The following is an 18,385-nucleotide window of genomic DNA, read 5'->3' on the forward strand; positions in this document are numbered from 1 at the left end:
AAAATCTTTTAAATCATCGGCCAATTGAATCAACAAAGTCGTTCATTACTTTCAGTCTGTCAGATTGCCAATCGGCAGCGCCGCATTCCAATTTTCCTAGCGGGGTGAACATGCTAATATCGGTAGCTGTTTTTTAGCGCCCCCAATAACCATAAGCAGGCGTAGCCACAGGCGCCCTTAAACTAACGTTGTAAAACGTGATGCACCTTAAGCGCAGCCAACACTCGCCTGCTTCATTTAGAGCCATTGCCCCCCACATGAAATGGATTAGATTAATCAGCGCATTATTCGTGGGCGTTAGTGCATTTGCGGCTCACGCCGATGACACCAGCCTTAATGAGGTCGATCCAGCCGTTGAGCAAATTGCTCCAGCCACGACCATTACCAACACCACACGGCCTAGCAAAGCCAAAGCCAACAACCGCTCTGAAAAACCCGATTACGCCCCCGCTCAAGATATGCTGCTACAAGCCATGAGCCTGATTGGTGTGAAATATAAATGGGGAGGTGCCACCCCAGAGGCGGGCTTGGATTGCAGCGGCTTTGTGCGCTATGTTTTTCAAAACTCCATGAATATCGCCCTACCGCACAATGCCCTAGGCATGGCGCAATCAGGTGCAAGTATTGATAAAGAAGAACTTAAACCAGGCGATTTAGTTTTCTTTAATACGCTAGGGCGCACATTTTCGCACGTTGGCATTTATATGGGCGACAACCGCTTTATTCATTCGCCACGTTCGGGTAAAAGCGTTGAAATCACGAATTTAAACCAAAGCTACTGGACTTCACGCTTTACTGGCGCTCGGCGCTACGATGGCGCGGGGGGAACACCCGTCAATATGGCAACGCTCTTGGCCCAAGTACCCAAGCAATCAAGCAGCGCCCGCGCTAAACCGGTATGCAAAACGGTAAAACGTAAGGGCAAAAAACACTTGGTGTGTGAAACGCCAAAGCTTGAACGCGAAAGCAGCATTGCCCGCTCCAAAACCAGCAAGGGCGGCAAATCGCGCGTTAGTAACAAGGCTGCGAACAAGACAAGTAGTAAGGCTTCCGCAAAAAGCAGCAAGTCGAGTAAAACAAGCAGCAAGGCCACTAAGTATAAAAGCACCAGCAAAACCGTGACGAAGCACACGACAAGCAAGAAAAACAAGTAATTTGCACTAGGGTCTGTTGACGTTTCCCAGCTCAGCGCAATTGCGAATGAAACATCAACAAACCCTAAGCATCCACACCGCGCTCCCTGCTGCGGTGTGGTTTTTACGTCTACCTATCGCCCCGCCTAAGCCAATCGCAATATCACTGGCAGCATCTGCGTACTCTTGGTACTCGCGCTGTTTTTTGGTGGGATTATCCACGCGTGGTGGCAACCACTCACAATAGAAGCCTATCTAGTTGGCTGGCTGATTCTGCCCCAAATGCCGATTGATCAAGCCATCGACGCCATCTGTGCCGATTTTGGCACACGCCTACTTGCCGAGCCACGCGCCCGCCTTGGCCATATTCAAGCACTGATTCATGAACTGGCACCGCGCTTTTTCTGCCACCGCCCGTATTGAGCTAGCCGCTACTCACCGAGCAATTGCTACTGCCACATAAGGAGCTAACAGTAATAGCCGCCGACCTATACAGCCAAGACGCCGATAAACGCATCAGCCACGGCGAATACTTGCAACAAAAATTTCAGCCCTACCAGTTTATTGATCATTAAGGCAACATTTCATTTTAATTTCATTAAAGTTACAATTTTATGAATTTTTCTCTTTAAGTCCCATGGCTTCTTATGATGAAATAAAGGTGCAATCACCACACACCGCTTTTTTCAGGACAACACCATGAGCAAGAAGTCAAAATCATCCACACCGAATGATCCAAGCCGCCGCCGCTTGCTAGGTGGGCTGGCCGCAATAGGTGCAGGTTTGGCCCTGCCTGCCAGTCATGCAGCCAAACCCATAGCCAGCAAGCCACTCGCCGCACTCAACAAACCTTTAAAAAATAAAATTAAAAATGTGGTGGTGATTTATTTAGAAAACCGCAGTTTTAATAATCTATTTGGCAATTTTCCAGGCGTGGCACAGCCGCTTGCCAGTGCGAATCCTGAGCCTCAACTCGATCGCGATGGCAGCGTTTTAAGCAGCCTGCCCAAGATTTGGGGGGGCATGGTGCAACGCGGTCAAACCGTGGCGGGTAAGCGTTACTTTATTGAAGAGGCGCAAATCAGCGGATTGCCAAATGCGCCCTTTGCGCTCAAAGACACCGAGGGCACGCCGCTGCCTGAAGCAGTGATTACCCGCGATCTAGCCCATCTGTTTTACCATAATCAGCAACAAATCAATGGCGGCAAAAATAATCAGTTTGTGGCTTGGGGAGACTCTGGCGCACTAGTGATGGGGCACTACAGCGAAACGGAAAAAAACCTCAATCTATGGCAAATCGCCCGTAAATACACGCTATGCGATAACTTCTTTATGGCGGCATTTGGTGGCTCCTACTTAAACCACCAATTTTTAATTTCTGGCCGAACCCCAGAATACTTTGATGCCGCCAATGGCCCTGCCAAAGGAAAAATCGCCGTTTTAAGCGATGGCCCGCAGGGCTCTCAACTGGCAACCAGCGCTAAATCACCTGCCTCGGCACTCGATGGCCCCGCTAAATATATCAATAACGGCGCCATTACTCCCGATGGTTACGCCGTAAACACCATGGCCCCGCCCTATCAACCCAGCTTTATACCTCCCGCTCCAGGGGGCGACCCCCAACTGGCCGATCCCGCCGACCCAAGCACCCTGCCACCACAAAGCTATCGCACCATCGGCGATTTACTCTCTGACAAAAAAGTGAGCTGGGCTTGGTATGGCGGCGCATGGCAGGCCACGCTAGATGGCAAGGGCGGCGCAGACGCACCTAATTTTCAGTACCATCACCAGCCCTTTAATTACTTTAAACAATTTGCCCCCGGCACCGCAGCAAGAGCCGAGCATTTGCGTGATGCTGGCCTTGGCGAAAGCCCATATTCCAATCACTTTATCGCCGCTGCCGTGACTGGCACCCTGCCGCAAGTGGCCTTTTATAAGCCACAGGGCAATCTAAATATGCACGCCGGTTATTCTGATGTGGAATCGGGCGACCAGCATGTGGCCAATGTACTGCAACACTTGATGAGCGGCCCGCAGTGGAAAGACATGGTGGTGATGATTACCTTTGATGAAAACGGCGGCTGGTGGGATCACGTCGCCCCACCTAAGGGCGATCGCTGGGGCCCAGGCTCGCGCATCCCCGCCATTGTGGTATCCCCCTTCGCCAAAAAAGGCCATGTGGATCACACCCTCTATGACACCACCTCCATCATTCGTTTTATCAGCCAACTGCATGATTTACCCGAGCTAGAAGGCATACAGCTGCGCAATCAAGCCTTTAAAGCCCGCGGCGCAACCCCGCCGGGCGATTTAATGGCAACACTAGATCTCTAAGCACCAGTATTGCACGGGTAAGCCATAGTGTAGGGGCGCGCAAACAGCGCCCCTACATACTCACTGAAAAGCCTTTTAGTGATGGTTTTTCCCTAAAGCAAAGCGCATTCAAAGAGCATCGCTGCATCACATCTGCCCATAAAATTTCGATACGTTATTTTACTTACGCACAATAACTTACAGCTTGATAAACCCCATAGAAAACAAGTCATCTCGTTGTAAATAATCCCCTATTAATGTAGTCTGCACGCTCCCAACCGACCGTAGATTACCTCATGACACCCAGCGATCTGCTTGCCTCCTTCGCCGCTGCCTTTAATCAAGATCAGCGCCTTATCTCTCTTCAATTAGGCGATGGTGCAGCTTGGGGCCAGCAGTTATTGCCCCAGCGAGTGACAGGCAGCGAGGGGATAAATCGCGCTTTTCACTACGAGGTAAATTGCTTATCCTCCAATGGCGATTTAGAACTTAAATCGCTATTAGGCTTGCCGGTGGTATTGGCGATAGAAAACGTCAATGGTGATGCGATAGAGCGTTGTGGGGTGGTGAGTCAGGCGCAGCTATTAGGCTCTGACGGAGGCTTCGCTCAATATTCCCTCACCGTAGAGCCGCCTTTTTCCTTGCTCAGACACCGCCGTACTTCCCGCGTATTTCAAAATTTATCCGTGGCAGATATCGTCAAGCAAATTTTGGCCGAACACCAAGCTAAAAACCCTGTGTTTGCCGCCGTGCAAACGCTGGATTTCAAGCTATCCGGCACGTACGCGCCCCGATCTTACTGTACGCAGTATAGAGAATCAGATAGCGATTTTATTACACGGCTATTGGCGGAGGAAGGGCTTGGCTGGAGTTGGCTTCATCTGGCCGGAGATAACCCCCAAGTTCAGCTGCTGATCTTTGACGATGCGTTTGCGATTCCAGAGGCGCAAGAATCACTGGTGCGCTTTCATCGAGCTGACGTAACGGAGGAGAATGACTCTCTTACCGAATGGACAACTCAGCGCCAAGTCGGTAGCAGCTCGGTCTCTTTGGCTAGCTTTGATTACAAAACCACCACAACGAACCAAAGTTTTGATGAAAGTTATATCGACCAAGGCGAGGGTGGTCAACAGCTACAAGTCAGCTTTGAGGATTATGATCCTCAGTCTTTGTATTACGCAAGCGATAACGATGAACTAAGCCACTACGCAAGGCTGCGTCAGCAAGCGTTGGATGCAAAAAAGAAATCATTTACCGGCACTGGTACTTTACGTAACTTACAAGCGGGGCAGTGGTTCCGCCTAGAAGACCACCCCGCGCATGAGGGGACGTCAGCGGAACAACGGGAATTCGCCATTACCGAGCTTAAATTCACCGCCAATAATAATTTGCCAGCAGATTTAACTCAGCAACTTGGCCTAGTCGCGCCCAGCCTACTGGTCGCAGCGGCTTCAGCTGCGAATCCTCCTTACCAAGTTAACTTCACCGCCCAAAGACGCGGCCAGCCGATTACGCCTAACTTTGCTCATACCGAACACAGCAAACCCAAAAGCCTAGGCGTACAAACCGCCACCGTAGTTGGCCCACAAAGCAGCGGTGCCGACTCTAGCCAACAAGCAGAGGTGCATACGGATGAGCACGGCCGCATAAAAATAAATTTTCACTGGCAGAGGGTTAAGGAGCACCCAGAGTTTGGCGCAAATATGGATGACAAGTCATCCTGCTGGGTGCGCGTCTCCATGCCAAGTGCCGGTGCAGGCTTTGGGCATCAGTTTATTCCGCGCATCGGCCAGGAAGTTCTGGTGGATTTCCTCGAAAATGATATCGACCGCCCCATCGTCACCGGTGTAGTCCATAACGGAAGTCATCCTGTGGCCACGTTTAGCGGCGCAGGCGCACTACCCGCCAACAAAACGCTATCTGGCATCAAAACCAAAGAACATGAAGGCGGGCAATACGGCGAGCTGCTGTTTGATGACACCAAAGGCGAAGTGCGCACCAAGCTATCGAGCGAGCACGGTAAAACCCAGCTTAATCTGGGCTATCTGATTCACCCACGCACCGACGGAAAAGGCGAAGCACGCGGCGAAGGCTTTGAGCTACGCACGGATAAACAAGGTGCCATTCGCGCCAGCGGCTTACTAATTAGCACTGAAGCCAAAGGCGGCGCTAGTGGCAAGCAGCTAGACCGCAGCCCCGGCCAAAGCCAGCTGGAATCGGCCCTAGACACCGCCAAAAACCTCGGTGAATACGCAGCTAAACAACTTGCCGACAGCATGGAAACCGGCGACGACGATCAAACTGTAAAACCCGACAACAGCCCCGGCAGCAAAGCCACCACCGGCCATCTGCACCACCATGTGCACGCCAGCAAAAGTTTTGAAGCAGGTAGCAACACCGATCAAGACGGCAAAAGCAAATCCAAAGAGCAAGCAGGCCAACAAAAAATCATCCTGCTGCACGGCGAGGACGGTATAGCGATTACCACCCCACAAAGCCAGACCCTCAGCGCGGGCACAAATCTAGACCAAGTTGCCCAACGTGACACTAACCAAAGCACCGGCCGCCGCTGGATTCACAACGTAAGCCAGCACATCAGCCTGTTTGTGGGGGGTATCAAAGACCAAATCACCCTAAAGCTGATCGCCGCCAAAGGCCAGCTGCAAATGCAGGCGCAAAGCGACGATATTGAAATCACTGCCGACAAAAACACCAAATTCACCGCCATCAAAGGCAAGGGCCTATTCAACGCCAAGCAAGAAATCCTGATGACCGCTGGCGGCGCTTATATCCGCATCAAAGACGGCAAGATCGAGCTGCATGCACCGGGGAAGATCAGTATTAAAGGCGGGAGCCATGATTGGAGTGGGCCTGCGAGTTTGAATGTGGCTCCGCCAGTGATGCCGGATGGGACACTGCATCAAGAGTATTTAACTTTAGTTGATCATAAAACAGGGAAACCACTAGCAAATCAACGCTATTGGTTAAAAACAGATGGCAAGCCCCTCATTGAAGGAATTACAGATAAATCAGGTAAAACCCAAGCGGTCTATACCGCAATTAGCCAAAAAGTTGAGCTATTACTTGAAAAAAATGAGACAGAAGACCCGGATCATCAGCATCAATTTGATGAATTTGGTAAACCTGCAGCCTAAGAGCCTAAAACAATGAGCACTCCTCCTAATACCCGCACAGCTGGCCGTTCCACCACGCAGCCACAAGCGCCTGTTAAAACAATTCCTATTCTAAGCCCCGAAGATACTAGCTATCTTTGTCAGAAAATTTGTTTTTGCAGTAGTAATGCAAAAATAGGCAAAGCGGGCCAATTTTTATATCAGCGCTGCGTAACAAAATCCATTCAATTTGACTGCGAAGCAAGCGGCCATATTTGGCGCTACAAGGGTGAAGTGGGATATAACATGAAATTAAATCCTCCCAAGCCTTTATTGGGGAAGAATGGAATCCATCCTAGCTCTTTTCCGCTGGGAGCAGCTATTCGGGAAAAAGTATTTTCACTCAGTAAACAGGACCTTGAGTCGGGCCCGCAAAAAGGATTACTTAGAATTCCCGACGTTATTATTGTTAAAGACAAAAACAACTTTAGTCTTGAACAAAGCAATATTGAGATGGTGGTAGAAATTAAATTTCCGAGGGACACTTTAAAAACAGGTCAACAAATGGCTTATGAAAGAATTGCTGGGGATGCAAATAAATTCAAATTACTTGAAACTTCAGAATGCCAATGCAAACCTCGGGAAGAAAAAAAACGCCAACCAGTTGATGTGCCCGCGCCTTTAGTTGCCCCAATTCCTAAGCCTGGCCGTAGAACCGTTGGTGAACCAGCCACGGCTAATGCGCTAGGTGAAAATGAAGTGCCACTATCCGACTATCTACTCGCCGGTGGTTTGATTGTCGGGGGCATTGCTATTGCTTATTTCACCGCAGGAACCGGATCAGCCATTAGTGCCGCAGCATGGAGTAGCGCAGCGCGTTTATTTGTTGTTGGAGCGGCAGTAGGTGCATCTAACTTAGCCGCAGCACAAGGGAAAAAACCATGAATGAATTAGAGAAACTTCGCCATTACCGTGCCGATATTACTTATTTTGAGGAAAGTACCGACCTGTGCACTTTATGCCCTGCAATTGGAGCATCGTTTTACTTTGATGGCGGTGAAACTGCTGAAGGTAAACAGCGTTTGGCTGAATGTGTCGATTATTATCAGCAATTATTTGGAAAACACCTTAAAGCGGGCTTAATTACAGATCAAAATGAAAATGGAAAAGAGATTCAATTTAGCAAAAAAACACCATCACCAATGGAGCATTTTTCTAAATATTCAGAGGATGGTTGCATAGAGTGGGTCATTACAGGATCTCCGACCCTTGCAGTTGCTTCTCCTTATTGGGTTGAAACCGTGACGGCAAGAAAGTGGGAGATAAGTGTACGCCAAACAAAATCATTCTTTCAGTTCTCCCTGCCTTTAAGTTATGTAAAAGAAAAAAAAATATTTAATGACTTATTCAATTTTGTGGTTTCTAAATTAAATCCAACCTTAGCCTTTGCGAATGCTGTAACTTGCCTGCCATACGAAGATTACAAATGGCAATTTAATGAGTTCGATGCTTTACAACGATTCTACTGTTTAATGCCATTTCGAAGAAATTATTTTTCCATGGACAGACTCGGGGAGTGTATTAATGGTGTCAATTGGATTACATGTTTGAACAAATTTCACATTTCACAATTAGGCGGCCTGGATAACATTAAAAACACCCTTCACCATGATTTTATAAAAATAACAAATATTGGAGATAATTGTTTAATAAAGATAGGTGAATACCCAAATATCGCCCCCGTAACGGAAGGCATCCCTCCTCTATATAAAATGGTGAGCGATTTTTTACGCCCTATCCGTGTAGAGTCTTTAGGCTCCTTACATAATGGCTCTTTAAATGGCTCGATTAATTTTGACCCAAGAACAACTGATTTATGGCTGCGTCGCTTTGATGAGTCAGGTATTTGGCCCCCCTACCCAGATAATATTCAGTTTTATGGGCTAGGTGAAGCTGACGAAGTAGATGCTGAAGAAGTTGAAGAAATGAATGACTTACTAAAACAGCGAACAACAGCTAATAGCCTTTGCCCACAAACAGGCTACTGGTACACCCCTGCCAAGCAAAATAGTCATGCTTTGTTTAAACAGGGTGAATTAATGCCAGACTTCCCTGCGTCTACATATGGCGCAACAATTTGGTATTGGGATGCTAATCAAGAATAGCTTAGTAAGCAGGAATTAATCATTCAGAATATAGAATAACTGAGGTCTGAGTAAAGTTAAACCCACTGTCTTTTGCTCTGAGAGCATTAAGCATAGTAGGATTTAAATTTGTTCTGCCCCCAGTTATTCGAGCAAATATATGTGCATAGCAAACTACTTATTGCAGATGACCGAGTTGCCATATTAGGCAGCGCCAATATAAATGATCGTAGCATGATGGGGGATGGTGATTCTGAATTGGCGGTGATTATTCGTGACGATAGCCCAGTACACATTAAACTAGATGGTAAAAACCCTGTGCCTGTTAGCCTGTGCGTCCATCAGCTGCGCAGCAAGCTCTGGAAAAAAATATTTGGTCTGGCAGGAGGAGAAACACCAGCCAGTGATTTAGCCTCAGTGATAGAGCAGCCTATAAATCCAGCAACCTGGAAGCGTATTCAAGACATCGCACAAGCTAATTTAAAAGCCTATCAAACCGCCTTTCTCTTTACGCCTCAGTCTGATCTAAAGATCAACTCTATTTGGCCTACATGGGATAAAACTAGCATGCGTATGCATAGCCGCAGAATAACTGGGGTCAGAGTAAAGTTAAATCCGCTTTCTTTGCCTCTAAGAGCATTAAGCATAGTAGGATTTAAATTTGGTAGAGTAGAGAGCAGGTTTTCACCTGCCCTCCCTCATCAAACCGTGCATGCGATTTTCCCGCACACGGCTTTCCGATGTTCTTCACATCAAGCATGCGCTGATTTCCAACCTGCTGCTGTCGGTAATGAATACAAACCGTATCGCTCATTTAGCACCCGCCTTGGATAACGGAGCATGCTCGTTTTCCAATCGCTGACTTTGTGCCGTTTGCGAAGATGTATCCTTAGCCGTTCTTCTGAATGACGCTTCACTTTATAAAATTGCTTGGATGAATTCCGGTAATGGAAGTAACTCGACCAACCGCGTAATGCTTGATTTAAATCTCGCACCACCTCTTCAATTGGTCGCCATGTTTGGGTTCTTCCAGTAATTTCATTTAGTCGCGTCTTGATTTTCTCTACCGATTTAGCTGAGGCCTCAATATAGGGATAGCGAGTGCCTTTAGCGGATAGGTTCGTGCGCAAATCAAATCCCAGAAATAGAAATGACGCGGCTTTAGCATCAACAATTTTTGTCTTGCTTTCGTTAAGCGTCAATTCCAGCCGATCCAATATCCACTTCATATGCGCCAGCGGGCTTTGGGTCTCGCCACGGCAGAGCACTACAAAGTCATCGGCATACCGCACCAAGCTCGCTTGTAGTTTCTTCCCTATATTGTGGCGATGCCAGATTCTATCCAGTAGATGTAAGTAAAGGTTCGATAGCAACGGAGAAATCACCCCACCTTGCGGCGTGCCCTTGCGCTGCCCTTTTCCTCCACTGACCGTTGCCGCTTTTCCATTCTCACTTTTTCCAATAACCGGCGCTTTAAGCCATTGTTGAATCAAGGCCAGTACAGCCCCATCCACAATGCGCTCAGCTACCGTGGCCATCAGTTTAGCGTGAGGAATGCTGTCGAAATACTTCGACAAATCAGCATCGATGACCTGCGTTTTACCTTGCCACAAAGCTTCTGCAATGGCGTCTATTGCTTGATGTGCTGATTTCCTTGGGCGAAACCCATAGGAGTGCTCGCAAAAATCCGCCTCAAAGATAGGCTCCATCACCAGCTTGGTCGCCATCTGAACCACGCGATCTCGTATCGTCGGAATCCCGAGTGGACGCAAACTGCCATCCGCTTTGGGAATCATGACGCGCTTGATTGCCCCAGTCCGGTAGCTTTTATCTTGCAGTTCCTGACTAATTACCGACAAGTAGCAATCTACCCCTTCGCCGCTTTCTATGGCAGCAAAGTCAATCCCATCAACCCCAGGACTGCCCTTGTTTGCCTTGACCAGTCGCCACGCTAACTTGAGGATGTCAGCACAGTAAATCTTGTCGTAGAGTGCGTAGAAACGATAGTTTGGTTCCTGCTTGGCTTTGATGTACAGCTTCCTCTGTAGCGTCCTGATCTCATTCGGAGTGATTAGCAACATGGCAATCTCCTGATCCTCAGCTCTTCAGTTGCATGAACAAAGCAGGGTCCCTTCCCTCGACTGGGGTTATGTTGTCCCTCAATCTCAAACGGTACTATGAACCCCTCCGACTTCCATCACGATACGCGCTGATTTCGTTTCCTTATACATTGCGCTTGGCAGTCTCCCTGCCACCGTGATGGATCTCCAGCACTGGGTAATTTAACTTCCAAAACATACCGCCCCTGCTACCCCGACAGCTCGCGGATGTGGCTTCCATTGCCAACACATCAGCACAACGGCCTTCCCTATACAGAAACGAGGTCGGCAACTGCAATGTTAACGAGGCTACTTCTAGGTTCACTTTCGTTACGGTCTGCCTCTTTGTCGTAAAGAACTCACGACCCTTGATTACTCAAACGCCGCTCTTTCGTACTACCGAGGCGTATGGACAATTCCTCGGGCGGGACTTTAACCCGCTAGCTAAATTACTGTTACTGCGAACTTCTGTCCCCAGTTATTCGAGCAAATTTATGTACATAGTAAACTACTTATTGCTGATGACCGCGTGGCCATATTAGGCAGCACCAATATTAATGATCGCAGCATGATGGGGGATGGTGATTCTGAATTGGCGGTTATTATTCGTGATGATAGCCCAGTACACATTAAACTAGATGGTAAAAACCCTGTGCCTGTTAGGCTGTGCATCCATCAGCTGCGCAGCAAGCTATGGAAAAAAATATTTGGCCAGCGGGGAGAAACACCAGCCAGTGATGTAGCCTCAGTGATAGAGCAGCCTATAAATCCAGATACATATGAAAAAATTCAAAAAGTCGCACAAGCTAATTTAAAAGCCTATCAAACCGCCTTTCTCTTTACGCCTCAGTCTGATCTAAAAAGTCTTTTATCCAAAGGATTAGCCAGCGTTCATTTTTTTGAAAAACCACTAACACTTGGCTACATTTTTAGCTGGCAGAGAACCAAATTTCAAAGCCCACTTATCTTATGTGGGCTTTTTTACGCCCAACCAAACCACATCCTTTTTTGCGCCTAAAAATACCCGCTATACTGCAGAAAATTTGTACTTCATTGTACAAAGCCAAAATGTAAGCAGTTAGTGCTTTGAGCTTACTACTCTTAAGCAAAGGATCAGTAATAATGAAAACAACATCACTTAAAGCATCCCTTGTTTTATTATTGGTCTGTTATTCACACGCCTACTCTGCTACATATTTAAAACCATCCGCCCTTGCTCAACAAAAATACGAGCAATTATTAAACAATAAACAATTTGACGAAATTGATCAAGCCGCCGCTAAGGCTAAGAAAAACAATGAAATGACGACAGAAGGGTTGCCTTTATTGGCCGCAATTTATGCAGGAACAGCTGGGTGCATAACCGATAAATGTTCAAACAATCCATCCAAAAATTATTGGCAGAAAAAAAAGAAAGTATTACTTGAATGGCAATTAAAAAAACCGGAATCTGGCACTGCAAAAATCGCCAATGCCCTCTACTACCTTGAATATGGCTGGAGTATACGGGGCACAGGTTTTTCAAACTCCGTTAGCAAGGAAAGATGGGCTTTGTTTAGTGAAAATACCAACAAAGCAAAATCAGAATTAATAAAAATTAGTCCCAAATATAGCAATGATCCTGGCTGGTACGCCACCATGCTATTAATCGCTTTGGCTCAAGGCCGGGAGGCGGTGGAATTTAATAAACTCTATGATGAAGCAACTAAAAAATTCCCTCTTTATATCCCCCTTTATTTCACCGCAGCCTCTTACCATTCAGAGTTTTGGCATGGCTCAAAAAAAGAGTTCCGCGAATTTGTTGAGCAAGCCGTAAAACAAACTCAAGCTACGTTGGGGCCTAGTCTTTATGCCCGCTTAAATTGGTTGTTTTACTCCCCCAAGATGTTTAGCAATGGGCAAATTGAATGGCCACTGATGCGGAAAGGACTTGAGCGTATTGTGCATGATTACCCCGATATGTGGAATTTCAATAACTTTGGCAAGTTTGCATGCATTGCTAAAGATGCCAAAATACTGCCCGTTATTATGAATAAAATTGATAAATCTTCAATTATTTCTGCATGGGGATCACAAGAATACTATGACTATTGCTTGGCCTTTGCCAAGGATGTTGATCCCGATTTTGTTGATCAAATAAAATTTTGATCAAGCCGGGTATTTTAATTGGCAATAAAAGGTTTAAAAAATGGATGCATAGCGGCCTCTAACATTTCTTTATCTCCTGCAGAATCGCCGTAAGCATAGAGTTCTATACCTGCAAGCGGGCCGACTAGCAATTCAAGCTGTACTGTTTTTCCTATGCCACGGCAATTAGCGCCTAATAAGCGGCCACTTAATACATTGTTTTTGGCAGATAAGCGGGTGCAGAGTAATTCATCAAAGCCAAGCCGCTTGGCCATTGGCTCCAAATAAAGATCAAGCGATGCGCTTACCATAATCAAACGGTGCCCCTGTTGCTTATGCCAGTGTATTTTCTCAATTGCGGCGGGGCGAAACCAGCGTTCTATTTCTTTTGCATGCTCTTTGCCTATTGCTTGCAATTTATCGAGCGATTGACCAACAAATAATTTAGCCACTATTTTTTCTTTAAAGCTATCCCGATTAGAGATGCCAACGCCAACTTTAATCGCCTCTCCCACTAAAGAAAATAAAGCTAAATAGACAGCGCGTTTGCCAAAAGCTTTTTTTAAATAGGGGATAAAAGTGTCTTTTGTGGTAATCGTGCCATCAAAATCAAATGCGGCCACAACTGGTTTTACAGAATAGACTTGCGTCAAGTTATCACTCCTATATCAAATAGATTGATCAATATAAATAATCTCATTGATCATAATTGTGCGTTACATCCTGCGGATTTAAAGGTTGTAAGCCTTGTTGCGATACCTCAATAGCGGGCATGAGTAATAGTAATTCATTACATAAACGAAGCGTTGTTTGGCTTAATTCTGCACTCAACCAATAACAAGCGCTCGCACTTTGATCAGCCACCGGCAGGTTATTGAGCAACATTTCAGGATGCAAAAAACGAATCCCATGCGCCGCTCTAAATAGCGTTTTTACCACCGCTTTGCGAAATACACCTTTGTCAGACAGTGGCTCGGCATTTTTGCTAGCCACATCACTCATTCGGTCAAACACGCTATAAAGCGTACGCTGCCCACGCTGAATCGATTCAAAGCGCGTTGTACTTTGCTCGCATTCGCTAGCCGCGGAAGAAATTAAGCCGCGCATGGCAATTAAGCGAGTATTAAATCGCCCTAGTGCAGCTTCCATATCTAGCGGCGCACGCCGAGCAATACGGCTATACATTAGCGCTGATTCACGCAAATTATCTGCCAGCAAAAATCGCCAATGATCTAAGGCGCGCTGCGGGAATAAAGACGCGGCCACAATGGCAATCAAAGAGCCTAAAGCAACATTGGCCGTACGCCAGAGTGATTCAGAAACCGTACCATCCCCAACCCCGGCCACAATGACCAAGGTAATCCCAACCGTCAGTGCGGTATAACCCGCCTTACCAATAGCGTGATAGGCACTGAACAACACCACCAAGCCCATCCAAAGATAACAAAGCAAGGGCGATGCACCATAGAACGCAATTGCAAGCAGCCCCGCAAGCGCGCCAACGGTCGTACCCACCGTGCGCTGCCGCGTTTTCTGCGCCACTGCACCTAAGTGCGGCACATTGCCGAGCATCACCACAATGGTCACCAACATCCAGCTTCCGTGTTGGATCGGCAAGCCAAGATTAATGATCAGGCCAAAAGCAAAGGCCAAAGTCACCCGCAGCGCATGGATTAAACGATGGTGCTGATAGAGGAACAAGGGATTGTTAGCGGCACGCCAAGGTGTAGATAAAGCTCGAATTAATTTCATCAGCAGGCTATTGAGCAAAGCAACAGTTTAAAGGGACGCACAGCGCCAGTGAAGGCACAATCAACAACATCAAGCCCTTTATGCAATATTTGCATATCACCTAAGATGCAAATAAAAACCCGATGATGTCTCTTGCTCAGCCGAGCTTTGGCACGCGCATGATCCGGCTTGAGTAAGATTACGTGCGGAATAAGGGCGCTCCATGTCAAAACCAATTGAATCGTCTGAAGTTAGCAATGCCGCGCAGGTCACTAAATCAAGGGTTCCGGAGCAAGAGACATAATCAGGAATAAAAAAGCGCCCCCACATCCAGCACTCACAGCCTTAAATATAACGATGACCAAAATAAGGCGAGAGCAAATATGCCACTCGCCCCATATCATCAATTTACTCGCCAGCCACCGTCATTTTGCTAACTAATATCGAGCCCACTTTGCGGCTAGACCACCGCTGGCTATCATCGCCAATCCCTACAATATCTTTAAAGATGTCGCGCAAATTACCAGCAATGGTAATTTCCTCAACGGCGTATTGAATGACGCCGTTTTCTACCCAAAAACCTGCCGCGCCGCGCGAATAATCACCCGTCACCATATTAGTGCCGTGCCCTAGCAATTCGGTAACAAACAAGCCCGTGCCCAATTCGGCCAAGAGCTGCGCAAAGGTATGCGTAGACGCTACCAGCAGATTATGCGATCCGCCCGCATTGCCAGTCGTACTCATTCCTAGTTTTCTGGCGGAATAGCTGGATAAAAAATATCCATTTAACACACCTTGGCTCACCACATCCCGCGCCACGGTGGCTACGCCTTCCGCATCAAAAGCCCCACTACTCATGCCTTTTTTCAAGAAAGGATCTTCTGCAATGCTGACACAAGGCGCAAACACGCTTGTACCCAAGCTATCGGGTAAAAAACTAGATTTGCGATAAAGGCTGCTACCACTAACGGCCTGTACAAAAGCACCAATCAATCCAGAGGCCACTGGCGCTTCAAATAGCACAGGATATTCACCCGTTTTAACGCGGCGCGCACCTAAGCGGCGTAGGGATCGCTCACCTGCACGCTGGCCCACCGCCACCGCTGAATCCAAATCTAAATAAGAACGCGCCGAGCTATACCAGTAATCCCGCTGCATGCCGGATTCATCTTCAGCAATCACCGCCGCCGATAAGCTATAGCGAGAGCTGCATTCAGCCCCCATAAAGCCCAAAGAGTTGGCATACACAAAGCGGCTAGCGCCCGTTGATACCGATGCGCCTTCCGAATTACTAATCCTTGCATCCACATCACGTGCAGCGTCTTCGCATTCGGTCGCCAACGCAATCGCCCCTTCAACCGATAGATCCCAAGGGTGGTAAAGATCAAAATCAGGGAAAGATGTGGCCAAGCGATCTGCATCGGGCAGGCCAGCAAACGAATCTGCTGCGGTAAAGCGTGCAATTGCCAAGGCCGCTTTCACAGTATCTTTAATCGCTGCGGCAGAAAAATCACTGCTGCTGGCGTGCCCTTTTTGCTGACCTAGATAAACGGTGACGCCAACGCCTTTATCACGGTTGTATTCGATGGTTTCTACTTCGCCAAGGCGCACGGATATATTTTGGCCATAGCCTTCGGACACATCTACATCGCAGGCTGTTGCACCTTGGCTTGCGGCTTGTTCCAGCACTTGGGTGGCTAAATCGCAAAGTTCTTGCTGATTAAAACTAAATTCGGACACTGGTAATTTCCCGTTTTAAGAGACCGAGGTCAAAGACTTAATATCCACAAAAAGCACGAAAATCACAAAAACACGGCACTCTCAAGATTTCTACATTTGCGTCTTATGTGTTTTTTTGTGGGTCAAAATACGATGTTCTTTACGATATCGCCCCTTTTAAAGGGGGCAAATATACATTTTTACCTTATTCGTGTGCGCTTGATCGCAAACTGATCGCAAAGCAAGGCGCAGTCTTTGGTATCATACCGGTTTTGCACGCAAGTAACCCTATCATGGCAAGACCAAAGCACGACCTCCCTGACGACGATATTGAGTACGTCAGCAAAACAGAAATGAAGACCGAGATGACTGCGTTGCAAAAACTCGGCGAAAAACTCATTCCGCTCGATAAAAAACAACTAGCCACACTAAAACTACCTGAACGCCTATTTGACGCCATCTTGGCGGCAAAGAAAATCACGGCCAATGGCGCAACCGCTAGACAAAAGCAATTTATCGGCAAATTGATGCGCGATGTTGATCCAGAACCCATCAACGAGCTGCTCAATAAATTGGCGGGTCTTTCTGATCGCCATAGCGCGTGGTTGCATCGTTTGGAGCGTTTACGAGCCAGCATGCTGACCGATGCTAAGGTCGTTGAAAACTTCGTTACCGAGCACCCCGACGTTGATATTCAACAGCTTCGCCAGTTAGTACGTAATGCTTTAAAAGAGCGCGAGCTACAAAAACCTGCCAAAGCGTTCCGTGAGTTATTTAAGCTGATTAAGCAATATATTCCAGAGCCAGCACTGCCCGGCCTAGAAGCCAGCTCAGATGATGATGCAATAGAAGACGCAGAATAAATGAATTGGCACATCGAATGCACCGCAATGCTGTTCGATATGGACGGTACCCTCGTTGATTCCACGCCTTGTATTGAAGGGCTATGGCGACAATGGGCCGTTCGCCAACATTTAAACCCTGATTTTGTCATGCAGCATGTGCACGGATGCCGTGGCATAGAAACCCACCTCGATACCGCAGCAGAAGTTGCGCTCTTGCTCACAGAAGACGCCCGCACTTTAGATAGCACGGTTGCGATCACCAGCGCGGCAGAATTCTTAGCTCAGCGCCATCCTAGGCAATGGGCCGTCGTCACCTCCGCACCGCGTACAATGCCCTTAGCTAAGCTCGCTTACGCTGGCCAGCCAACACTGGGGCATATCATTTCTGCCGATGAGGTCAGCCAGTGCAAAAAGCACAGACTGCTGTCATCCTCGTGATTGCGCTTACTTCTACGCACGCCAAAGCGCAAATCAGCCTTGCTGAGCAAGTTATTGATAACTACCACACGCTTACACTGCAAATCGGTGAGAAAATAGTGATATCCGCCGTTCAGTAAATCCCCCTCTAGGTTGCCCGTCATGAATACCGTAAAAATCGGCCTTGTCTCTACCTCAGATCGCGCATCCAGCGGCGTATATCAAGATTTAGGGATTCCTGCACTCACGGAGTGGCTCAGCACCGCCCTCAGCACCCCTTATACCCTTAGCAGCCGCTTATTGAGCGATGACCAAGCCAGCATCGAGATCACACTCAAAGAGCTTGTAGATATTGAGGGCTGCCATTTGGTCTTTACCACCGGTGGCACAGGCCCCGCGTTGCGCGATGTCACTCCTGACGCCACACTCGCCATCGCCGATCGCATCATGCCAGGCTTTGGTGAGCAGATGCGTCAGGTCAGCTTACATTACGTGCCAACCGCTATTCTTAGCCGCCAAGTTGGTGTGATTCGCAAGCAATGCTTGATTTTGAACTTACCTGGACAGCCCAAATCCATTAAAGAAACGCTGGAAGGCGTGAAAGACGCCACTGGCAAAGTCATCATCAACGGCGTTTTTGCCGCCGTGCCTTACTGTATTCAGCTATTGGAAGGCCCATATATTGAAACCCACCCCGAAGTGGTCGCCAGTTTTCGCCCAAAATCGGCGCTAAAGCCTGCTTAA

General features: G+C 47.6%; 16 protein-coding genes. 12 read left to right on the forward strand and 4 right to left on the reverse strand.

Annotation, left to right across the window (positions count from 1 at the left end):
• Nucleotides 1–257 precede the first annotated feature (257 nt).
• The 7 genes from C1H71_RS00155 (at nt 258) to C1H71_RS20865 (ending at nt 9,537) form a co-directional block, all read left to right on the forward strand.
• Nucleotides 258–1,154: a C40 family peptidase gene (locus tag C1H71_RS00155; protein ID WP_130104753.1), complete on the forward strand. Its 897-nt coding sequence runs from the start codon at nt 258–260 to the stop codon at nt 1,152–1,154.
• A 165-nt stretch (nt 1,155–1,319) separates the two neighbouring features.
• Complete coding sequence (locus C1H71_RS00160; protein WP_130104754.1) at nt 1,320–1,556, forward strand: hypothetical protein; 237 nt, start codon at nt 1,320–1,322, stop codon at nt 1,554–1,556.
• 276 nt (nt 1,557–1,832) lie between these two features.
• Nucleotides 1,833–3,467: an acid phosphatase gene (locus tag C1H71_RS00165; RefSeq protein ID WP_130104755.1), complete on the forward strand. Its 1,635-nt coding sequence runs from the start codon at nt 1,833–1,835 to the stop codon at nt 3,465–3,467.
• A 275-nt stretch (nt 3,468–3,742) separates the two neighbouring features.
• Nucleotides 3,743–6,601, forward strand: coding sequence for a type VI secretion system Vgr family protein (locus C1H71_RS00170; RefSeq protein ID WP_130104756.1), 2,859 nt, complete (start codon nt 3,743–3,745; stop codon nt 6,599–6,601).
• A 12-nt stretch (nt 6,602–6,613) separates the two neighbouring features.
• Nucleotides 6,614–7,504, forward strand: a complete 891-nt coding sequence (locus C1H71_RS00175) for a VRR-NUC domain-containing protein (protein ID WP_130104757.1) — start codon at nt 6,614–6,616, stop codon at nt 7,502–7,504.
• On the forward strand, nt 7,501–8,724 hold the full coding sequence (locus tag C1H71_RS00180) for a type VI immunity family protein (protein ID WP_130104758.1): 1,224 nt from the start codon (nt 7,501–7,503) through the stop codon (nt 8,722–8,724). The genes C1H71_RS00175 and C1H71_RS00180 overlap by 4 nt, the downstream gene beginning before the upstream one ends.
• Nucleotides 8,725–8,865: 141 nt before the next feature.
• Nucleotides 8,866–9,537: a phospholipase D-like domain-containing protein gene (locus C1H71_RS20865; RefSeq protein WP_308418296.1), complete on the forward strand. Its 672-nt coding sequence runs from the start codon at nt 8,866–8,868 to the stop codon at nt 9,535–9,537.
• Here the strand turns inward: C1H71_RS20865 and ltrA are convergent.
• Entirely contained in the window at nt 9,456–10,784 is a 1,329-nt protein-coding gene (gene ltrA / locus C1H71_RS00190; protein WP_130104759.1) for a group II intron reverse transcriptase/maturase, read from the reverse strand. The two genes, C1H71_RS20865 and ltrA, sit on opposite strands and share 82 nt — an antisense overlap.
• A gap of 508 nt (nt 10,785–11,292) precedes the next feature.
• Between ltrA and C1H71_RS00195 the strand changes: the two genes are divergently transcribed.
• Together C1H71_RS00195 and C1H71_RS00200 are read left to right on the forward strand one after the other, a co-directional pair.
• Entirely contained in the window at nt 11,293–11,820 is a 528-nt protein-coding gene (locus tag C1H71_RS00195) for a phospholipase D-like domain-containing protein (protein ID WP_262488478.1), read from the forward strand.
• 104 nt (nt 11,821–11,924) lie between these two features.
• Nucleotides 11,925–12,950 (forward strand): DUF4034 domain-containing protein, encoded by a 1,026-nt coding sequence (locus tag C1H71_RS00200; RefSeq protein WP_130104761.1) that lies wholly within the window; start codon nt 11,925–11,927, stop codon nt 12,948–12,950.
• 14 nt (nt 12,951–12,964) lie between these two features.
• Here the strand turns inward: C1H71_RS00200 and C1H71_RS00205 are convergent, their stop codons facing one another.
• The 3 genes from C1H71_RS00205 to pmbA all read right to left on the reverse strand — a co-directional run bounded on the left by C1H71_RS00205 (nt 12,965) and on the right by pmbA (nt 16,400).
• Nucleotides 12,965–13,582, reverse strand: coding sequence for an HAD-IB family hydrolase (locus tag C1H71_RS00205; RefSeq protein WP_130104762.1), 618 nt, complete (start codon nt 13,580–13,582; stop codon nt 12,965–12,967).
• Nucleotides 13,583–13,625: 43 nt separating this feature from the next.
• On the reverse strand, nt 13,626–14,681 hold the full coding sequence (locus tag C1H71_RS00210; protein ID WP_130104763.1) for an FUSC family protein: 1,056 nt from the start codon (nt 14,679–14,681) through the stop codon (nt 13,626–13,628).
• A 387-nt stretch (nt 14,682–15,068) separates the two neighbouring features.
• On the reverse strand, nt 15,069–16,400 hold the full coding sequence (pmbA, locus tag C1H71_RS00215; protein ID WP_130104764.1) for a metalloprotease PmbA: 1,332 nt from the start codon (nt 16,398–16,400) through the stop codon (nt 15,069–15,071).
• A 272-nt stretch (nt 16,401–16,672) separates the two neighbouring features.
• On the opposite strand from pmbA, the gene yjgA reads away from it, so the two are divergent.
• The 3 genes from yjgA to mog all read left to right on the forward strand — a co-directional run bounded on the left by yjgA (nt 16,673) and on the right by mog (nt 18,385).
• A complete protein-coding gene (yjgA, locus tag C1H71_RS00220) occupies nt 16,673–17,242 on the forward strand; it encodes a ribosome biogenesis factor YjgA (RefSeq protein ID WP_130104765.1) in 570 nt (189 codons plus the stop codon).
• Nucleotides 17,243–17,662, forward strand: coding sequence for an HAD family hydrolase (locus C1H71_RS00225; RefSeq protein WP_130104766.1), 420 nt, complete (start codon nt 17,243–17,245; stop codon nt 17,660–17,662).
• Nucleotides 17,663–17,803: 141 nt separating this feature from the next.
• Nucleotides 17,804–18,385 carry a molybdopterin adenylyltransferase gene (gene mog, locus C1H71_RS00230; RefSeq protein WP_130104767.1) on the forward strand — a complete coding sequence of 194 codons (582 nt, stop codon included), beginning with the start codon at nt 17,804–17,806 and terminating at the stop codon, nt 18,383–18,385.

Origin of the sequence: Iodobacter fluviatilis (assembly GCF_004194535.1) — a bacterium.
GTDB lineage: Bacteria > Pseudomonadota > Gammaproteobacteria > Burkholderiales > Chitinibacteraceae > Iodobacter > Iodobacter fluviatilis_A.